General features: G+C 41.8%; 11 protein-coding genes and 7 pseudogenes. 10 read left to right on the top strand and 8 right to left on the bottom strand.

Annotated features, from left to right (window positions below; genetic code table 11):
• Position 1 precedes the first annotated feature (1 nt).
• From RT422_RS11010 to RT422_RS10990, 5 genes and pseudogenes are all read right to left on the bottom strand, one after another.
• Positions 2-751, bottom strand: a pseudogene (locus tag RT422_RS11010) (IS982 family transposase); the annotation flags it as partial.
• 262 nt (positions 752-1013) lie between these two features.
• Positions 1014-1163: pseudogene (locus RT422_RS11005) on the bottom strand (FAD-dependent oxidoreductase); the annotation flags it as partial.
• A gap of 29 nt (positions 1164-1192) precedes the next feature.
• Positions 1193-2392, bottom strand: a complete 1200-nt coding sequence (locus RT422_RS11000; protein ID WP_313422275.1) for a DUF819 family protein — start codon at positions 2390-2392, stop codon at positions 1193-1195.
• 29 nt (positions 2393-2421) lie between these two features.
• Positions 2422-3132: a M15 family metallopeptidase gene (locus RT422_RS10995; protein WP_313422273.1), complete on the bottom strand. Its 711-nt coding sequence runs from the start codon at positions 3130-3132 to the stop codon at positions 2422-2424.
• A 36-nt stretch (positions 3133-3168) separates the two neighbouring features.
• Positions 3169-3342: pseudogene (locus tag RT422_RS10990) on the bottom strand (IS3 family transposase); the annotation flags it as partial.
• Positions 3343-3945: 603 nt separating this feature from the next.
• On the opposite strand from RT422_RS10990, the gene RT422_RS10985 reads away from it, so the two are divergent.
• The 5 genes and pseudogenes from RT422_RS10985 to RT422_RS10965 form a co-directional block, all read left to right on the top strand.
• Positions 3946-5244, top strand: a complete 1299-nt coding sequence (locus tag RT422_RS10985) for an HlyD family efflux transporter periplasmic adaptor subunit (protein WP_312117015.1) — start codon at positions 3946-3948, stop codon at positions 5242-5244.
• A 20-nt stretch (positions 5245-5264) separates the two neighbouring features.
• Positions 5265-8108 (top strand): ribosome-associated ATPase/putative transporter RbbA, encoded by a 2844-nt coding sequence (gene rbbA / locus RT422_RS10980; protein ID WP_313422271.1) that lies wholly within the window; start codon positions 5265-5267, stop codon positions 8106-8108.
• A gap of 3 nt (positions 8109-8111) precedes the next feature.
• The gene (locus RT422_RS10975; protein WP_313422269.1) at positions 8112-9275 is read left to right on the top strand and encodes an ABC transporter permease; all 1164 of its coding nucleotides are present in this window, start codon (positions 8112-8114) and stop codon (positions 9273-9275) included.
• Positions 9276-9372: 97 nt separating this feature from the next.
• On the top strand, positions 9373-10854 hold the full coding sequence (locus RT422_RS10970) for a TolC family protein (protein WP_313422268.1): 1482 nt from the start codon (positions 9373-9375) through the stop codon (positions 10852-10854).
• A 287-nt stretch (positions 10855-11141) separates the two neighbouring features.
• Positions 11142-11276, top strand: a pseudogene (locus RT422_RS10965) (transposase); the annotation flags it as partial.
• 42 nt (positions 11277-11318) lie between these two features.
• Here RT422_RS10965 and RT422_RS10960 read toward each other — a convergent pair.
• A pseudogene (locus tag RT422_RS10960) lies at positions 11319-11591 on the bottom strand (integrase core domain-containing protein); the annotation flags it as partial.
• Positions 11592-12294: 703 nt separating this feature from the next.
• On the opposite strand from RT422_RS10960, the gene RT422_RS10955 reads away from it, so the two are divergent.
• Entirely contained in the window at positions 12295-13086 is a 792-nt protein-coding gene (locus tag RT422_RS10955) for an acetoin reductase (protein WP_409520126.1), read from the top strand.
• A gap of 498 nt (positions 13087-13584) precedes the next feature.
• Positions 13585-15021, top strand: coding sequence for a DASS family sodium-coupled anion symporter (locus tag RT422_RS10950; RefSeq protein ID WP_040403551.1), 1437 nt, complete (start codon positions 13585-13587; stop codon positions 15019-15021).
• 41 nt (positions 15022-15062) lie between these two features.
• Here RT422_RS10950 and RT422_RS10945 read toward each other — a convergent pair.
• Positions 15063-15248: pseudogene (locus tag RT422_RS10945) on the bottom strand (transposase); the annotation flags it as partial.
• Positions 15249-15299: 51 nt separating this feature from the next.
• Here RT422_RS10945 and RT422_RS10940 point away from each other — a divergent pair.
• The 3 genes and pseudogenes from RT422_RS10940 to RT422_RS10930 all read left to right on the top strand — a co-directional run.
• A pseudogene (locus RT422_RS10940) lies at positions 15300-15440 on the top strand (IS3 family transposase); the annotation flags it as partial.
• Positions 15441-15587: 147 nt separating this feature from the next.
• Positions 15588-16088 carry a winged helix-turn-helix domain-containing protein gene (locus RT422_RS10935; protein WP_313422266.1) on the top strand — a complete coding sequence of 167 codons (501 nt, stop codon included), beginning with the start codon at positions 15588-15590 and terminating at the stop codon, positions 16086-16088.
• Positions 16076-16630, top strand: coding sequence for an IS630 family transposase (locus tag RT422_RS10930; RefSeq protein ID WP_313422307.1), 555 nt, complete (start codon positions 16076-16078; stop codon positions 16628-16630). Before RT422_RS10935 ends, RT422_RS10930 begins: the two co-directional genes overlap by 13 nt.
• A 225-nt stretch (positions 16631-16855) precedes the next feature.
• On the opposite strand, the gene RT422_RS10925 is transcribed toward RT422_RS10930, so the two are convergent.
• Positions 16856-19165 (bottom strand): copper-translocating P-type ATPase, encoded by a 2310-nt coding sequence (locus RT422_RS10925; RefSeq protein ID WP_313422305.1) that lies wholly within the window; start codon positions 19163-19165, stop codon positions 16856-16858.
• Between the last annotated feature and the right edge of the window lie 7 nt (positions 19166-19172).

Here is a 19172-nt window from a genome sequence, read left to right as displayed (position 1 = left end):
ATTAAGCAATATCAGGCAGTTTATACTCAACAAGCACGTTTTTTAACGAAGGCTTATTAGGTTGCCAACAATACGCAATTAAACCACTGAGCAAATTGCTTAAAAAGCCAGTAACTGAACGATGACAAGTATGCTCAATTTGGCAAATATTTTTTAACTCATCAAACACCGTCTCAATCAAAGCACGGCGTTTAAGCAAGCGTTTATCAATGGCTTGTAATTCTTTGGGTTTCATGTTTTTCTTGGGACGGGTGATAAAGGTAATATCTTTATCGTTAGCCAGTTTATCGGCAAGCGGTTGGCTGACATAGCCTTTATCACCATACAGTTTGCCATGAACCACATTACACAGGTATTCAACGGGTTTTCTGTCATCAACATTGCCTGAAGTTAGACAGACATTGACGAGTTCACCTTTGTCATTGATGATGGCATGAAGTTTAAAGCCAAAGAACCATCCCATACTGGTTTTACCCCGTGAGGCATAAGGGGTAAAGACTTGATGGCGTTCAATGCGTCGGTTATCACAAACGGCGAGTTTGGTTGAGTCGATAAAGCTAATGCCTGTACACCTATTCGCCATAAGAACTTTCAAGTAGTCATGCATAGGGCTAATCACTCTAGGGATAAGTTCAAGTAATCGTTGGTAGCTGGGTAAGTGAGGAAATTCCTTTTTTAACCAACGACAGACATAATCAAAGTAAAAGGCTTTAAATTCCCGATAGCGTATTTGATGAAATAGTACCAATAGGGGAGACTGTAAAAATTTTTGTGTAAACCTAAAATTAGCAGTACGAAACCGTCTAAAAAACGCTCGTTTTTTAGACAAGTAAAGGATACTTAAAAATACTCGACAAAAGTCCTTACCGCCCTATTTTTTCCGTTTTCTGACCCCTACTAGGCTTTCCTGATCAAATCGCTTTTAGGGCTTCGTTAAAGTCAAAGTTTTGCATGGTGTCATTCCTGTTTTATTTGACTGTTTATGGGAATGACACAGTTTTTTGAACACTACCGCCAAAGGAGAGTTGTCCTGCGTTGCCATAGCTTGTTTCATCTGCTACGCCGCTTTCTCTATCGATGATTGTTACTTCATGCCCTGCTTTGTTGAGATAATAAGCGGTCGTTGTCCCTATTATACCTGCCCCTAATATCATCACTTTCATGCCATACTTCCTCTTTTGTCAATAAAGAATTATTGAAGCAATCCATAGACAAGCATACCAACGTAATTGCCAATGACATACCCTAACGTACCAATTAATAAGATAGGCCCAATTAAATCTCGCCATCCTTTACTAATAGCTAAGGCCGCTGCAGTAGTGGGTCCGCCAATATTGGCATTACAAGCAAGTACGATCTCTTCAATGCCAAATTTAAATAATTTGCCAAAGATCATGGTAATGATTAAGTTCACAATGGCGACAGTTAGTGTAAATACAAAAAGAAGTGGAGCGTTTTGAATAATTAATGGGATTGAAGCAGGTATACCAATCACCACAAAGAATAAATAAATAGCATACATACCCAACTCTTGGCTACCTTCAAGTTTTTGAATATTTTTACCAAAGATTGCAATAGTTATTAACGTAATGGATGTCAGCAGCAGATATTTATCGGTAACTAGGCTAAGCAGCATATTTGTGGCGACATTGCTTCCCTCTCCTAGTAAACCCTTGAGCCATGCTGAAAGCGTGAAAGATATTGCGACAATTAAAATAGAGGCAGCCAAAGACAAAGCGATATTTTGTAGTGAAATCGGTTTTGGTTTCCAATAATTAGCCGTTGTATTGTGACCATTAATACCATCTCTATCTAATTTATCTTGATGAGGGCTACCCCAAATACGACGAATGACGGTTGAAGCTGATATACTAATTAGAATAAAGAAATAACAAGCCATCATTAAATTATCAGCAACGATGGTGGCAGCTGTCATTCCCTTACTTGGCTCTAAACGTGCCGTCATCGCCGCAAAATTAACACCGCCACCTGTATAGGAAGCAGCAATCATGCCAGAAATTTTATCTAACTCAGGAATATAATTGTGTAGAGCATAATAGCCTATCAAGGCTCCTATCATAGTGCCGATAGAACTTAAAAGAAATAATACTAATAGTCGACTACTTTCTTTAAAAAGCGCTTGAAAGTTCAATTGAAACAACAATAAAGGTATCGCTAATGGCACGACATATCCCCATACAGCATCATATACAAGAGACTCGGTCGGGATTATTCCAAAATTTGAGGCTGCTAATGCAATGAGAAGAGCAATAACAGCACCAGGTATTTTTGATATCCAGCGGCAATTTTGCTCCATATAAATAGCTGCTGCTGCTGAAACCATTAAAAATGTCCAAAGTAATAATGTGTTATCGGCAGGAATTAATGACATAAAAGCTTCCTTTTTAGTTGTGAACGTACTTAGCTGGCAACTTCAAAATCAGCAGCCCCATAGTAGGCAAAGGGTTGCTCACTAAAATAAGCCCAGTTAGAATTACCATAATCAAAGTGCCACCATTCGGTAGGGATATTCGTAAACCCTTGTGCCAACATGACACTTACTAATATTCGTCTATGTAATTTAGCTTGGTTAAATCTCTTATCAGTTTCGGTTTCTAGTGCAGATGTATAAGATAAATGTGATGCTTCATCGAAAACGCTACCCATGTCAATGAGGGTATCAGTTGTCGTATCAAATAACCCCACATCAACAGAACCGCCTGTTAAATGTGGTGGGCACATACCTTCTCTTTTTGGATTCGCCACAAATTCGTCCAAACGCATTTCAAGCCAATCATTATCTGCATTTGGATGTTTTATTAGGATTTTTTTTCTTACTTCATCTCTTAAAGCGTATTGTACTTTCTTTGGTCGCCATCCATCGAAAACTACCAAGCCAAGATTTAAAGGAAGATTAGCAGCGGCACTACAAAGTCGGTTTGCAACTTCTTTTCTTAAAACTAATTTTGGTATTGCGCCTTCAAGTCCATCATTAAAATAAACTGGTAAGAGTTTTAATTTGTCTGAGGATTTAAGCTCAATTAATTTATCTTGATTTTCTTTTACAGTAATTGCTTCAATATCACTCCAAATGAGTGGCTTACTTGCAATAATTTCAGAATAGCTATTCATAATTTTAAGGTACTCCCCAATGTCTAGACCAAATAATCATAAAATTAAGATAGAGTTGGATTGATAAAGCATAGGATTAACCGAACTAGTGTTTAAAACCTGTGCAGGCGTATTAAATCTAAGCGACTGATGCAAACGCTCATGATTGTAAAACTCTAAATATTCTTTCAACCCTGTTCTTGCTTGACTGAACATATCAAAGTAACGTAACTATACATATTCATATTACACTGGCCGCTACAGCCGTTCAACGAAGATATGATGTATATTGAAAAAAACGCAGAGAAATATTTGGTAAACTAATGACCTAAACAGGAGCTTACCGTGACTAAGAAAAGAATACAGTTAAACCTTCAAAGCTGAAACCATCGTCAAATTCAAAGAAAATAACAGTAACATCAATCTACCAAGTTCTTTTCTCCATTGTTGACAGCAGGGGTCATTTTATACCACAGCCGAAAATTCTAGTTAACGTTAGTTCACAAATTTTTTTCTGTATTGTTACTCTTATATGAATTTTAGTGCTAAAATTTATTTTAGAAACAGTTTTTAATTTCTATTTGTTGCATTACAAGCAATGATATAAATTAGAATTTACGTACTATCTTAAACAAAAAACCATAATAGCCCTATCTTCTTGTGAGTTTTTTATCAATAACTCTATTAAGGGAATATATTGTGCGTGAATAAATAAAGATTTGGAAAGCTTTATTTTTTCTATAGTAAATGTTGATAAATGTTCTATTAGATACTTAAAAAGGATTTTTACAAAGTACTATTAAATAGTTGTCAGCTATTTTTTAAGACTAAAACATGAAAAAATCTTATTATATTCTGATCGCCTTGATATTGGCTGTGGCAGTCGCTTTTGCTGTGTATATGAACTACAAACGTACCGCTGATACGACCCCAGAAGGCTTTGCCTCTTCCAATGGACGTCTACAACTACAAAATATCGATGTGGCTAGCCTACGCGCAGGACGTGTCAGCCAAGTGCTTGTGCATGAAGGTGACTTGGTCGAAAAAGGCACGCCACTGGTGACCTTATCTTCTGAAGAACTTGATACTCAACTGCAAGGTGCCGAAGCTGCCAAATTGCAAGCCGAAGCTGCCAAATTGCAAGCCGAAGGCCGTAAATCGCAAGCGCAAGCTGCCAAAGCTCGTGCTGAAGGCGCGGTCACTCGTGCCATGGGTACTGAAAAACGTGCTGAAGGCGGCTATGCTCGTACCCAAGGCGGTGTCAACCAAGCCGATGCGGTGATTGCTGCTAAAAAAGCCCAATTACAAATCGCGCTAGACAATCTAAACAACACCAAAGCATTGCGGAAAGATGACTTAGTTTCTATCGCTGAATTACAACAGCGTGAGCAGGCCTACCAAGCTGCCAAAGCCGAAGTTCTTGCTGCTCAAGCCGCCAAAGCACAAGCAGCAGCAGGTGGCACAGAAGCACAAGCAGGTATTGCTGAAGCCCAATCGGGTATTGCCGAGGCCAAAGCAGCCGTTGCCGAAGCCCAAGCAGGAATTAACCAAGCCCAAGCAGGGATCGAGCAAGCCCAAGCAGGAATCAACCAAGCCCAATCTCAAATAAATCGTGTCAAATCGATTCAATCAGATATGTATGTGCGTGCCCCACAAGCAGGGCGGGTTGAATATCGCATTGTCGAAGTGGGCAATGTGATTGCCCCTGGTAGCAAAGTTGTAACCTTAGTTGATCCAAACGATGTCTATCTTGAAATCTTTTTGCCAACTGACAGCAGTAATCAAGTTCAAATTGGTAGCCCTGCCCGTATCGTGTTAGACGGTATCAAAGCCGTACTCCCTGCCAAAGTTAGCTTTGTGGCTAACCAATCACAATTCACGCCAAAATCCGTCGAAACCAAAAACGAACGTGAAAAAATGATGTACCGTGTCAAATTAAGTCTTGATCCACAAGTGGCAAGCCGTTACCAAACCTTGCTCAAAGGCGGTATGACAGCCCAAGGTTATGTGCAACTTGATCCAAGTAAAGCATGGAGCAAGGACCTAGAAGTCAACATGCCATCGATTGTACCAATCGCCCCAAGCCGACCTGTACATCCACAAATCGCATCCACCGTAACGGTAGGGCAATAACCGACAAAGGATGCGTCAGCATGACTTTCGATAACACTCAATCCAAAGACAATAGTGATGACTTTGCTGTGGTAGTGAGCAATGTCTCGCATCGCTATGGTAAGGTCATCCAAGCCATCAAAAACGTCAGTATAGCTATTCCCAAATCTGCTACAATCGGTCTGGTCGGGCCTGATGGCGTCGGCAAATCGACCTTGCTAAGCCTAATTGCTGGGATGAAAAAAATCCAAACTGGCACAGTTCAAGTGCTGAACAAGGATATGCACAATAAAAAAGCTCGAGAGTTTTTACTCAATAAAGTCGCCTTTATGCCACAAGGCTTGGGACATAACCTTTACCCTACCCTATCGGTTTTTGAAAATATCGACTTTCATGCTCGGCTATTTAGCATTGACAAAGCTTCTCGCCAAGCTCGTATTGAGCGATTATTGGTAGCGACCGACTTGCTTAAGTTCAAAGACCGTCCGGCTGGCAAACTCTCTGGGGGTATGAAACAAAAACTCAGCCTGTGCTGTGCCTTGGTGCACGACCCAGATTTGCTAATTTTGGATGAACCGACGACAGGGGTTGACCCTCTCTCGCGTCAGCAGTTCTGGCGATTGGTCGATTCGCTCCGAGCCGAGAACCCAAGCATGACCGTGCTTGTCTCGACAGCGTATATCGATGAAGCCGCCCAGTTTGAGTACATCATCGCGATGAACGATGGCGAAGTGCTAATTAATGATAAAACCACCAATGTGGTGAAAAAATATGCCCAAAACTATTACGATGCTGAAGGTCGGCTCAACCTTGAAGAAGCCTATAATGTGCTATTGCCAGAAAATAAACGCGGCGACAGTAACTTTACAGTACCCCCGTTTGTACCCGACCCTAGCCTACCACCAGCCATTAAAGCCGAAGGCTTAACCAAACGCTTTGGTGACTTTGTGGCAGTGAACCATGTGAGTTTTAGTATCGCTCAAGGTGAGATTTTTGGCTTTTTAGGGTCAAATGGTTGCGGTAAATCCACTACCATGAAAATGTTGACAGGCTTACTTGATGTGACTGAAGGTACAGCCAAATTGCTTGGCGAACCTGTTACCGCAGGTAGCATCGAAAACCGCCTAAAAGTCGGCTATATGTCACAAGCTTTCTCTCTTTACGAAGAACTGACTGTACGTGGTAACTTAAAACTCCATGCCAAACTATACCGTATTCCAGAAAGTGAACAGAAAAACTATATCGACCAAAGCCTTGCTACCTTTGATTTGACCAAAGAAGCCGACAAACTGCCGGCAGATTTACCACTGGGTATTCGCCAACGCCTGCAATTAGCAGCTGCATGCTTGCACCAACCTAAAGTGTTGATTTTAGATGAGCCGACGTCAGGGGTTGACCCCGCTGCAAGGGATATGTTTTGGAAAAAATTGGTCGAATTATCTCGTGAACAACGGATTACCATTTTTGTCTCCACCCATTTTATGAGTGAAGCGGTGCGTTGTGATCGTATTTCGCTGATGCAGCAAGGCAACTTGCTAGCGGTGGGCAAACCACGAGAGTTACAAGCCAACAAACACGCCAAAACGTTGGAAGAAGCCTTTATCGAGTATTTACTCGAAGCATCCAATGACAACAAAGTCGAGCAAAAACCCACTAGAGCTAATAATCAAGCAAATGGCGAACAGATCAAATCCATCACACTACAAACACAATCGGCTAAAGAGACCGGCAAAAAAGCCACCCACCGTAAAGGCTTATGGGCTTGGTTGTCACTCATGCTTGCTTTTGCCAATCGGGAAAGCAAAGAATTACGCCGAGATAAAATTCGACTATCATTTGCTTTGTTTGGCCCTGTGATCATCATGATGACGGTAGTGTATGCTGTGTCGTTTGACATTAATCATTTAAACATGGCAGTTATCGACCACGACCAAAGTACTGAAAGCCGTGAACTTATCCAATATTTTGATGGTTCGCCTTATTTTTCGGGCGTAAAAAAGCTTGACTCTATCGAAGAAGTCCAAACGCAGCTTAAAAGCGGTCAATCTAAACTGGTGTTAGAAATCCCTGACCATTTTGCTTCAGATATGAAGCACTTAGACAGACCTGAGATTAATTTTTATATTGACGGTAGTGCGCCCTTTATTGCAGAGAATATCAAAGGCTTTGTCACAGGTATTTTACTCAACTATGCCCAAGACAAAATCCGTCAAACAGGCTTACCCCTTGATACCCGCCCTGTGATGGTGATAGAACCGCGTTTTTTATATAACCAAGGCTTTGCCAGTATTTATGCCATCATCCCTGGCACGATTATGCTTGGCTTGATTTTGATTCCTGCGATGATGACTGCTTTAGGGGTAGTACGAGAAAAAGAACTCGGCTCAATTAGCAATCTTTATACATCTCCTGCCTCAACCACCCAGTTTTTAATAGGAAAGCAAATACCCTATATTTTGACCGCATTGGGCAGTTATTTTAGCTTAGTTTGGATTGCAATCGTCATTATTGGTGTACCGATCAAAGGCTCGTTTATGGGACTAACCATTGGGGCATTTTTGTTGGTGTGTACTGCAACAGGCTTTGGATTATGGATTTCTTCAATGATGAAAACCCAAGTTTCTGCTGTGTTTGCTACGGCGGTGGCTGCCATGATTCCTGCATTGAACTTCTCAGGATTTTTATACCCACTGTCATCGATCACAGGCAGTAGCCATTGGGTAGGTCAAGCTTTTCCTGCGGCATACTTCCAACAAATCAGCTTAGGTGCATTTACCAAAGGGTTAGGCATTGACAGTTTTGTGCATAACTATGTGATTATTTTAGGCTTTGGGGTTGCGTATGTAGCCTTGGCAAGTCTGTGTTTGCAAAAACAGGAGAAATAAGCCATGTATCATCAAGTTAGCAGGCCACCATCCCCATGGGGACAATGGGTTAAAAACGTTATCACCTTAACCAACAAGGAGTTTCAAACCCTATTTAGCGATAAAATGGTAATTATCATCATTGCGTTTTTGTTCACCGTGTCGATTTATACCATTTCGACAGGGATCACTACCGAAGTGCATAACGCCACTGTGGCAGTGGTTGACCACGACCAATCGCAAATGAGCAACTATATGGTATCGACCCTACAACCACCCAACTTTCAAAAACCCGTGTATGTACCAGATACTGAAAAACTCAGTGATGGCTTTGATAAAGGCGACTATATTTTCTCGCTTGAATTTCCAGAAAATTTTGAGAAAGACGTGCGGGATAATAAACATCCAACGGTGCAACTTTCTGCTGATGCCACTGCCGTGTCGCAAGCAGGGGTGGGTATGGTGTATATCCAAGAGATTTTTAATAAAGAAAGCTATAACTATCTTAAAAAAACCAGCCCGTTAGAGCAACTACCGGTCAAGGTGCAAACCAGCGTATGGTTTAATCCGAATACTACCAGCCATTGGTTTTTCTCGGTAACCAACATTGTGGGCTTCATTTTTTTACTTGCCATGATACTAGTGGGCGCGGCGATTATCCGTGAAAAAGAACGAGGAACGATTGAGCATTTACTGGTCATGCCTGTTTCCGCCAACCAAATAGCCTTGTCAAAAATCATCAGTAACGGCGTGGTGATAGCGATGGCTGCGTTTTTATCCTTGATGTTTGTGGTGCAAGGGTGGCTTGGTGTCCAGATTAATGGCTCAATTGCCTTGTATATGCTGGGTACATTTTTATTTTTATTCTCGGCGTCGGCAATGGGTATTATGTTTGCTACCCTTGCGCCGACTTTGCCACAATTTGGACTATTGTCGTTGCCGGTGTATGTGGTTTTACGACTAATATCAGGCGGCGATGCCCCCTTTGAGAGTATGCCTACCTGGGTGCAAAGTATTTCGCAATTCTCCCCTGTGACCCAATATGCCTTATTTAGCCATGCGGTACTATTTCGTGACGCCAATTTGCCTATCGTGGGACATTATTTGCTCGAGATGACCGTGTCAGGTCTGATTTTTATGTTTTTTGCCCTAAAACGCTTCCGCAGTATGCTTGATAAACAAGGGTAAAGATAATTTTGGCAAAATTACGGTATATTGGGTGTATGTGTTATACCCTTATCAATCGAGATGTTAACCAAATCCAAAGTTAAAAATAGTGATAAAAATGACCGGTAAAACTATGAAGCAATCTACTTTATCTCATTTAATTTTAGCAGGTATATTAACCACTGCTTTTACCGCCAGTTTAACTGGCTGTCAAAATACGCCTGTCAAATCGCAATCCCAAGTTGTTATGCCACAAAAATTTAATTATGTATTGCCGGTTGGTGAGCAAAGCAATATCAGCACATGGTGGCAAAATTTCCATGACCCTGTACTTACTAGCCTAATCGAGCACGCCCTACAAACGGCACCGGATATACGAGAAGCTAAGGCTCGGATTGATGAAGCAAGTGCAGTTGCTAATCTTGCCAATGCCAATAAAGGTATTATGGTAGGTGCCGGTGGCAGCATCACAGGCGTGAATAGTGATGTCGATAACCCTCTACCCTCTAAGGTCCGCAAACCTCTAGGTATGCTTGGTAGTGATTGGGGCGATTCTAGCCTTGATGTTGATGGACACGCTTATCATTTGGGCATATTAGCTAGTTGGGAACCTGATTTTTTTGGCAAAAAACAAAGCGATGCCGATGCCGCAGGCTACGCCTATCTTGCGACCCAAGAAAAAATCCACGGTGCTCATATGCTAGTCGCTGCCAAAATCGCCCAAGCGTATTTTCAAGCACGCAGTAAAGAACAAGAAGCGTTAATTCTCAAGCAAACCCAATCTTCGCTAAGCGAGTTACGCCGTTACGCCAAAGCGCGTTTTGATTTAGGACAAGCGACTCGCTATGACATTGATGATATCGATATTAAATTGCAAGGTATCAAAGCCAAACAAGACAATCTATCTGCAGAACGTCAAGCCAACATCCGCCAAATCGCAGTATTAAGTGGTAAGACATCACAAGACTTTGACTTGCCACCTAGCCCTGTCAATGTCTTAAAACACTTGCCCCCTGCCCCACAAGGCTATTATCCTAGCGATTTACTGACCCGTCGCCCCGATATTCGCGCCAAACAGGCGCAAGTTAATGCACTAGCCGCTTTGCATGGTAGCGCGGTTGCCGACCAATACCCTAGATTTAGGATTAATTTTGGGGCATTGAATGGCGGTTTGTCCATTAGTAATAATGACTTAGATAGTACTGGGATAACCGCAGGGCTGATTAATGCCAATGTCTCGGTGCCATTGTTTACCAATGGCCGTATTAAACATAACATCAAAGCAGCCGATGCCCGAGTACAGGCGGTAATGGCGGACTATGATAAAACCTTGCTCACTGCATTGGCAGAAGTGGATAACAGCTCACAGCTTAATACCGCTTTGATTCGTCAACATCGTAACCTACAAAATGCCGTCAAAGATGCCGAACTACAGGCAGACCATGCCAAAAAGTTATTTAATTATGGACGACTAACCTTTGATGATATGCCAAAGGCTCGAATCACCGCCCAAGAATATGAGCAAAATTTGATACAGAATGAATTGGGTCAAGCCCTTAATTTGATTGCCTTATATAACAGCTTGGGTGGTGGGTGGTAATTGATTCACTTGATTATAGGCTGATTGTTTAACTTCGCTGCATGATCAGCCTGCCAATTTGAAAGTATATTTTGTTTAGAATGTCCAATACACAACTTATAAATGCATTTTTAGGCTTAGGCGGATTTTTCAAACAATACGTTGCTTTTCTAAAAACGTGGAAATCATTATCATGCTTTTAATTTACTGTTTCACTTTGTCAATTAGGACTGGGAATAAAGAGTGAATAGCCACCGATTTTGTAGACACCTTAAAGTTAGATAAAATGGCTAATTTATGAGGTGAATATGAGCGGTAAACGATACCCTGAAGAATTCAAAATCGAAGCAGTAAAACAAGTCACAGAGAAAGGCTATAGCGTAGCAGAAGTAGCTACACGTTTAGGTATGACCACCCATAGCCTTTATGCTTGGATAAAAAGGGTGTAAATACCCCAAACTTAAAACAAGATCAAAGTAGAATAATTAAGCCACCTTTTTAAACTCAGCAGGTGTCATATCATTTAATGAATCATGCGGTCGTTCATGGTTATAAACATTGATCCATTCATCGGTTAATTGTCTAACCTCATTTAAATTATTGAACAAATAACAATCTAACACCTCATTTCGATAGCTACGATTGAATCGTTCAATATACGCATTTTGGTATGGGCAGCCAGGCTTAATGTAATCAACCAAAATACCATGAGCCGCCGCCCAATCAGTGAAGACACTAGAGGTAAACTCACTGCCATTGAACCGTCCTGGTTTTCTCGGAGACAGGTTTGCTTGAGTCAGGCAGCATAGCCTGACGGAATTAATGAACAATAGTAGATATTTTCCGCGTCAACAGGCGATACATATCCATTAGTCGAGTGAACTGTTCTGGAGTTGTCGGAAATATCAACATTTGGTAAAAAACAAATATCGCAGCAAAATAATATCAAGCAAAGACTATTATTACGAATTCGCCAAACTTTGATTATGTTAAATACTTTTCTATATTATTCAGACTTGATAGAGCAACTTAATACAGTAAAAAGGTTCGCTTTTAAAAAAATAAAAAATCCGTGGAAAATATATGTTTACCATAGGTTGCTTTGAGGGTGAGTAAAACTCATCACTATCGATTAAAAACTCAACAAATGTACTTACCACTGTATATGGTCCGAATTCTGTGCTGACTCCTAATTAAACTTTAATTTAGCTGACACAGAGTTTTGAACGCCCTCTAATAAAACGATTGAATTTTCGGAAAAAATCTGAATTAAAAATCTTGCCGATAAAGTTAGTCTTAGCAATATTATCATATCTAACAGGCTTTTACGCTTTGTAAAAAAAACATTACTTACCCCAAAAAATTTTGCTGAAAGTACTGATACAACGTTTGTTATACTCAAAAGATAGCGTTTTTTGATACGATGTATTTTTTAATTTTTTTCACCAATAAGGAATCATAATGACTAGATCTACAAAATCCAACGCAAAAGTTGCAGTCATAACAGGTTCGGCAGGGGGTCTGGGTAATGCCATTGCGACTCGTCTTGCCAAAGATGGTTTTCGAGTGGTGCTACACGACATCAGCGAAGATAATCTAAAAAAAGCCAAAGCCGAATTTGACAAAGCAGGGTATGAAAGCATCACGGTGGTGGGCGATGTGTCAAAACGTGCCGACCAATTTCGCCTTATCGAAGAAGCGGTGAAAGCCTTTGGGCAGGTTGACGTGTTTGTCAATAACGCAGGGGTGGAGTCGGTTGAGCCGTTTTTAGAAATTGAAGAAAAAGAGCTTGACCGTGTAATGAATGTGAATATCAAAGGCGTGGTGTTTGGCACGCAAGCAGCCGCCGAGCAGATGAAAAAACAAAACAACGTGAGTAAGATTATCAATGCTTGTAGTATTGCAGGACATGAGTCATATGAAATGCTAAGCTTATATAGCGCCACTAAACACGCAGTACGTTCATTTACCCACTCAACTGCTAAAGAATTAGCCCAATATAATATTCGTGTAAATGCCTATTGTCCTGGGGTGGCTGATACCCCTATGTGGGAGCGAATTGATGCGGCATTTGTCAAACATAAAGGTTATGCGCCAAAACAAGCGTGGAAAGAATTTACACAGGGTATTTTAGTCGGAAGACCAGAGGAACCTGAAGATGTAGCAAATTTAGTATCATTTTTAGCCTCTGATGATGCCAACTATATTACGGGTCAAACTATTTTGACCGATGGCGGTATGGTATTTAGATAATCATTGGGCAATAAAAAAGTGATCTATGCTGTTTGATCCGAACTCTGTATGAACCGTCTCGGGATTGTCGGAAACCTAAAACTCTGAGAAAATACTCTTATGGAAAGCAAAAAATACCCAACAGAAGTTAAGAAAAAGCCGTCGACTACTAACGGGTATTTGTCGCCTATTGACGCAGCAAATATCTACTATTGTTCATTAATTCCGTCAGGCTATGCTGCGTGACTCAAGATAATCTGTGGCCGACAATTCCAGTACAGTTCATTGGACTTCTTTTTTTATCCTTTCTTATGTCGAATTCAGGTTAAGATTTTTTTGTTTATTGAACGATGGAGGTACCCCATGTCATTGCCTGATAAGCCCAATTCTTCACCATCCACACCACCAACTGAACCACCCAAGATAACTGAAGCGCCTAAGACAACGCCATTACCCAATACAACGACGCCTGTACCGGATGAACATCGCAGTACAGGATTAGGCTTTGCGCCAATTCCGATGGCGATTGCCGTGGTATTGACACTGATTATTTGGTTTGTGATTCCCGTACCCGAAGGCGTTAAGCCAGAAGCTTGGCATTTGCTAGCGATATTTATCGGTACAATTGCGGCAATTATTGGTAAAGCGATGCCAATTGGTGCGTTAGCCATGCTGTCTATGGCAGTCGTTGCTTTGACAGGCGTGACCAGTGATAAGCCGGCAGTCGCAGTCAAAGATGCCTTATCGAGTTTATCGAGTACGCTAATTTGGCTGATTGGTATTGCGGTCATGATTTCGTATGGGTTGACCAAGACAGGGTTGGGTAAGCGTATTGGTTATTATTTTATCTCGATATTTGGTAAAAAGACTTTGGGCATCGGCTATTCGTTCGTGTTGGCAGAACTGGTCTTAGCACCGATTACCCCATCAAATACCGCGCGCGGCGGTGGTATTATTCACCCGATTATGAAGGCGATTTCGCACTCTTTAGGGTCGGATGTCGAGAACAATACCCAAAACCGTGTGGGTCGTTATTTGTCCTTAGTGAATTATAATGCTAACCCCATTACCTCGGGCATGTTTATCACAGCAACAGCACCCAATCCATTGGTCGTTGAACTCGTGGGTAAATTAACCGGTCAACAAATTCATTTAAGCTGGACAACGTGGGCGGTAGCGATGTTTGTCCCCGGTGTGGTGTGTCTGCTAGTGATGCCATTGGTGATTTATAAGCTGTATCCACCGGAAATAAAAACCACACCGAACGCAACTGAATTTGCCAAAGAAAATCTAAAAGCGTTAGGCCCGATTCATAAAGACGAAAAAATTATGTTAGGCGTTTTTGCGCTGATGTTGATATTGTGGGCGAATATACCAGCGATGATTTTGGGTGAGGCATTTAGTGTCGATGCGACCACAGCGGCATTGATTGGTTTAAGCTTGCTATTACTCTCAGGCGTGCTAACGTGGGATGATGTGCTGAAGCAAAAATCAGCATGGGATACGATTGTATGGTTTGGTGCGTTGGTAATGATGGCAACGTTTTTGGATAAATTGGGCTTAATCAAATGGTTTGCCACCAATATCCAAACCGGTATTGGTCATTTGGGCATTGGTTGGGTCGGTGCGTGTGCGATTTTAACCTTGGTCTATCTGTACACCCATTACTTCTTTGCCAGTACCACGGCACACATCACCGCAATGTTTGCCGCATTTTATGGGGTGGGTCTGGCGTTGGGTGCGCCACCGCTACTGTATGCACTGATTTTGGCATCAGCCGGTAATATTATGATGAGTTTGACCCATTATGCGACAGGTACAGCGCCCGTGATTTTCAGTTCTGGCTTTGCCACATTGGGTGAATGGTGGAAAGCCGGCTTTGTCATGAGTATCGTGAACTCACTGTTATGGCTAGTGGTCGGTCTCGTGTGGTGGAAGTTATTAGGCTACTACTAATTAACCCCAGTTCGACATAAGCCATACTCTAAGGCTTTGAATTAACAAGCAATCTTAGCGACGAAAGGTTCAATCAGCACATTTTTAAGTGTCGGCTTCTTGGGTTGATGGCAATAAGCAATCAGCCCTGACACCAAATTACTCATAAACCCAACATGGCTACGATGCCTTGAATGCTCGATATGGCAAATATTCTTTAACTCATCAAACACCGTCTCAATCAAGAAATGAACCGCCCCGGGATTGTCGGAGACCTAAAACTCTGAGACAATACCCTTATGAAAAGCAAACAATACCCAACAGAAGTTAAGAAAAGAGCCGTCGAATTACTGATTGAATCACAAAAAGATTATCCCTCATTATGGGCGGCCATCCAAGCCATCGCCCCCAAATTTGGCTGTACCCCTGAAACCCTACGCTCGTGAGGGTCGGCTGGGATTCGCGTAAAATTCCGCAAAAACAAGTATAACCTATTGAATATTATCCTATAAAATGCGGATTTTATAATTCATTGGTGGGACTTTCTGATCTAATACCAAACCCATAAACTATAGTATCATAGATACATGAATAAACTAAGATCCAAACACAGCCTAGACGAACATGACTTTGGCGAACTAGCCAAGACCGAAAGCAAAGCCAGAGCCAGAACACGCCTCTACATCCTTCACCAATACCGTATCGGTAACACCAGTGAAGCAATCGCTAACAACCTCAGCATCAACATCGAAACCGTTCGGCGTACCCGCAGACGCTATCAAGCTTTTGGATTAGACAGCCTGTATGACAAACCAAGAAGCGGCAGAAACAGCAAACTAGCCCCAGAGCATATTGAGGCATTCAAGCAACTAATAGTTGACACCCAAGCAAAACGCGGTGGTGGTAGGCTCACAGGACAAGATATCCAAAAGCTTGCTTACGAGCATTACCAAGTTAATTACAGTGTTAATGGCATTTATGAACTGCTAGCTCGAATGGGTATGACATGGATCAGTGCCAGAAGCCAGCATCCGCAGGCGGATATTAATGCCCAAGAAGCCTTTAAAAAAACTTCATCGAGCAGGTAACCGCCATACTGCCCGAAGGTACCGAGCTAAGCGATGTTGACATCTGGTTTCAAGATGAAACCCGCATTGGTCAGCAAGGTTCAATCACCCGAGTATGGCATTACCGTGGTAAAAGACCAAGAGTAGTGCGTCAACAGCAATTTATTTCTACCTACCTTTACGGGGCAGTGTGTCCTACGACAGGACAATGTGTAGGGCTCGTTATGCCTTATGCCAATGGCGAGTGTATGAAGCGACATTTAAAAGAAATCAGCCAAGCTGTACCCAAAGGTCGCCATGCGGTTGTGGTCATGGATGGGGCAGTATGGCATAAAGATCGCTATAATTTACCAAACCTGACTATCTTGAAACTGCCACCTTATTCGCCTGAGTTAAACCCGATTGAACAGGTTTGGCAATATATTAAGCAACATTGGTTATCCAATCGCTGTTTCGATAGTTATGAAACTATCGTCGATGCCGCCTGCCAAGCTTGGTGTAACTTTGCTAAACAGGTGGAGACGATCAAGTCCCTGACTGCTCGAAAGTGGGCAATACTTTAATTATTGGGTTTGGTATAAGCTATTTTTCATTTTGAATAGTAGACAATTTGATATATAAAAATATAGGTTTTGAGGAAAGTCCAAAAAACCTTCGTTTTTTGGACGTTTTAATCATTATGACCCAAATTCTGTACTGACAACTAAAACACTATATAAATTCTTCTGTAAATATCAGCTTTAGAACCTCAAAGTTAATCTTTACGAATTATCATTGGTTTTATTAGGTTAAAATTTCGAGCGTAGTCGTAAGGCATTAGCCACAACCGAAGCTGAGCTTAGGCTCATAGCAAAAGCAGCCAACATGGGTGATAGCAACCAACCTGTAAAGGGGTACAACACACCTGATGCAATAGGAATACCTACCGCATTATAGATTAAGGCAAATAATAGGTTTTGTTTCATATTGCTCACGGTAGCCATTGAGATGTTGCGAGCGGTCGCAATACCTCGCAAATCACCTTTCACTAACGTCACTTGACCACTTTGTAATGCTACATCAGTACCTGTCCCCATGGCAATCCCGATATCTGCTTGGGCTAATGCAGGAGCGTCATTAATTCCGTCACCAGCCATAGCGACCATACGCTTATTTGCTTGTTCTTTTTTCACTAATTCTAGTTTATCAGCAGGGCTTACCTCGCCATAAATCTCATCGATACCCAGTTGCTGACCTACCGCTTTTGCTGTGCTGATACCATCTCCTGTCGCCATAATAATTTTCAAATTATTTGCATGTAACTGCTGTATGGCATCCAAAGTTGTTGGTTTAATTGGGTCGGTAACAGCTAAGACCCCAGCCAGTTGATTATCGATAGCAAGCCACATGACGCTAGAACCTTTTTGGCGTAACTGCTCACTTTCTTGGGTAAGTTGATTTACATTTACTTGGTGCTGAGCCATAAATGCCGTGTTACCAAGAACTAAGTGTTTACCTTCCACATCGCCACTGACACCAATACCGCTTGCCGACTCAAAATTACTGACAGGACTAAGTGATAAGTTTTGAGAACGAGCAGCTTTTACAATTGCATCTGCTAAGGGATGCTCACTGCCTTGGTCTAAGCTTGCAGCAAGTCGCAAAATTTCAGTAGATGTTAAATTTAACGCTGTATTAGCAATGGCGGTATCAAAAACAGGCTTCCCCTGTGTTAGCGTACCTGTTTTATCAATCAATAACGTATCAATTTCACGCATTTTCTCAATGACACTTGCATCTTTAAATAAAATACCTTTCGTAGCTGCCTCACCTGTTGCGACCATGATAGACATTGGCGTTGCGAGACCTAATGCACATGGACAAGCAATAATCATCACCGCCACCGCATTAATAAGACCATAAATCCAGCCTTGTTCACCACCAAACAATCCCCAGCCAAACAATGTCAGTAAGGCTATACCAACGACGGCAATAACGAATTTACCTGCAATGACATCTGCCATGCTTTGCATAGGGGCTTTGGAGTGCTGAGCATTTGCGACCAATTCCACAATTTGAGAGAGCATGGTATCAGCTCCAATGCGTTGAGAAACCATCACCAATGAGCCATTGGTATTTAAGGTTGCCCCAATTAAGGCATCTCCCACTTTTTTATTAACAGGGACGGGTTCACCTGTCAGCATTGATTCATCTACACTGCTGTTACCTTCAATGACTAGCCCATCAACGGGGATTTTTTCACCTGGTCGAACTCGCAGTTTATCGCCAACCTGCACTTGGTTGATATCAATATCTTCTTCTTGACCATTATCTAAAATTCGTCGAGCTTGTTTGGGTGCAAGATTCATTAGCGATTTAATAGCTGATGACGTTTGCGAACGTGCTTTAAGCTCTAAAATTTGACCTAGTAAAGTTAGCGATACAATAATATCTGCCGCCTCGAAATACACAGATACTCTTCCCATACTGGTAAAAGAAGCAGGAAAAATTTGCGGCATTATTGTGGCAATTACACTGTAAATAAAAGCCGCCCCTGTGCCAATGCCAATGAGCGTCCACATATTCGGACTTTTATTAATAATCGATTGCCAAGCTCTTTTAAAGAATACACCACCTGCCCAAAGCACTACTGGCAATGACAAGATTAACTCAATCCAGCTTTGGGTTTGTCCTTCAAACCACATGAAACGATGACCAAACATAGCTAAGACAAAAACCACTAAGCTAAACGGCAGTGTCCACCAAAATTTGCGTTTAAAATCAGTTAGCTCTTTTTCTTCTTGTTGATCTACCACAGGGATAATGGGTTCTAAAGTCATGCCACAGATAGGGCAGTTACCTGGCGTAGATTGCCGAATTTCAGGATGCATGGGGCAGGTGTAACTAGTACCTGCGTTGCTGTTGGATTTGTCACTGACCCCTACTGGCGTGAAAGGCTGTGTAGGAGACTGGTGGGTATGTGCTGCATGGGGCGACGATTCGTTTGAATGCGAATGTTGATGATGTACATGTGAATCAGCATCTGCAGGTTTAATGGTAGATGCTAATTGTAAAGTCATGCCACAGATAGGGCAGTTACCTGGCGTAGATTGCCGAATTTCAGGA

The organism is Moraxella sp. CTOTU49803, assembly GCF_032097965.1.
Lineage (GTDB): Bacteria > Pseudomonadota > Gammaproteobacteria > Pseudomonadales > Moraxellaceae > Faucicola > Faucicola tetraodonis.
This window is presented reverse-complemented; position numbering and strand designations above follow the sequence as displayed.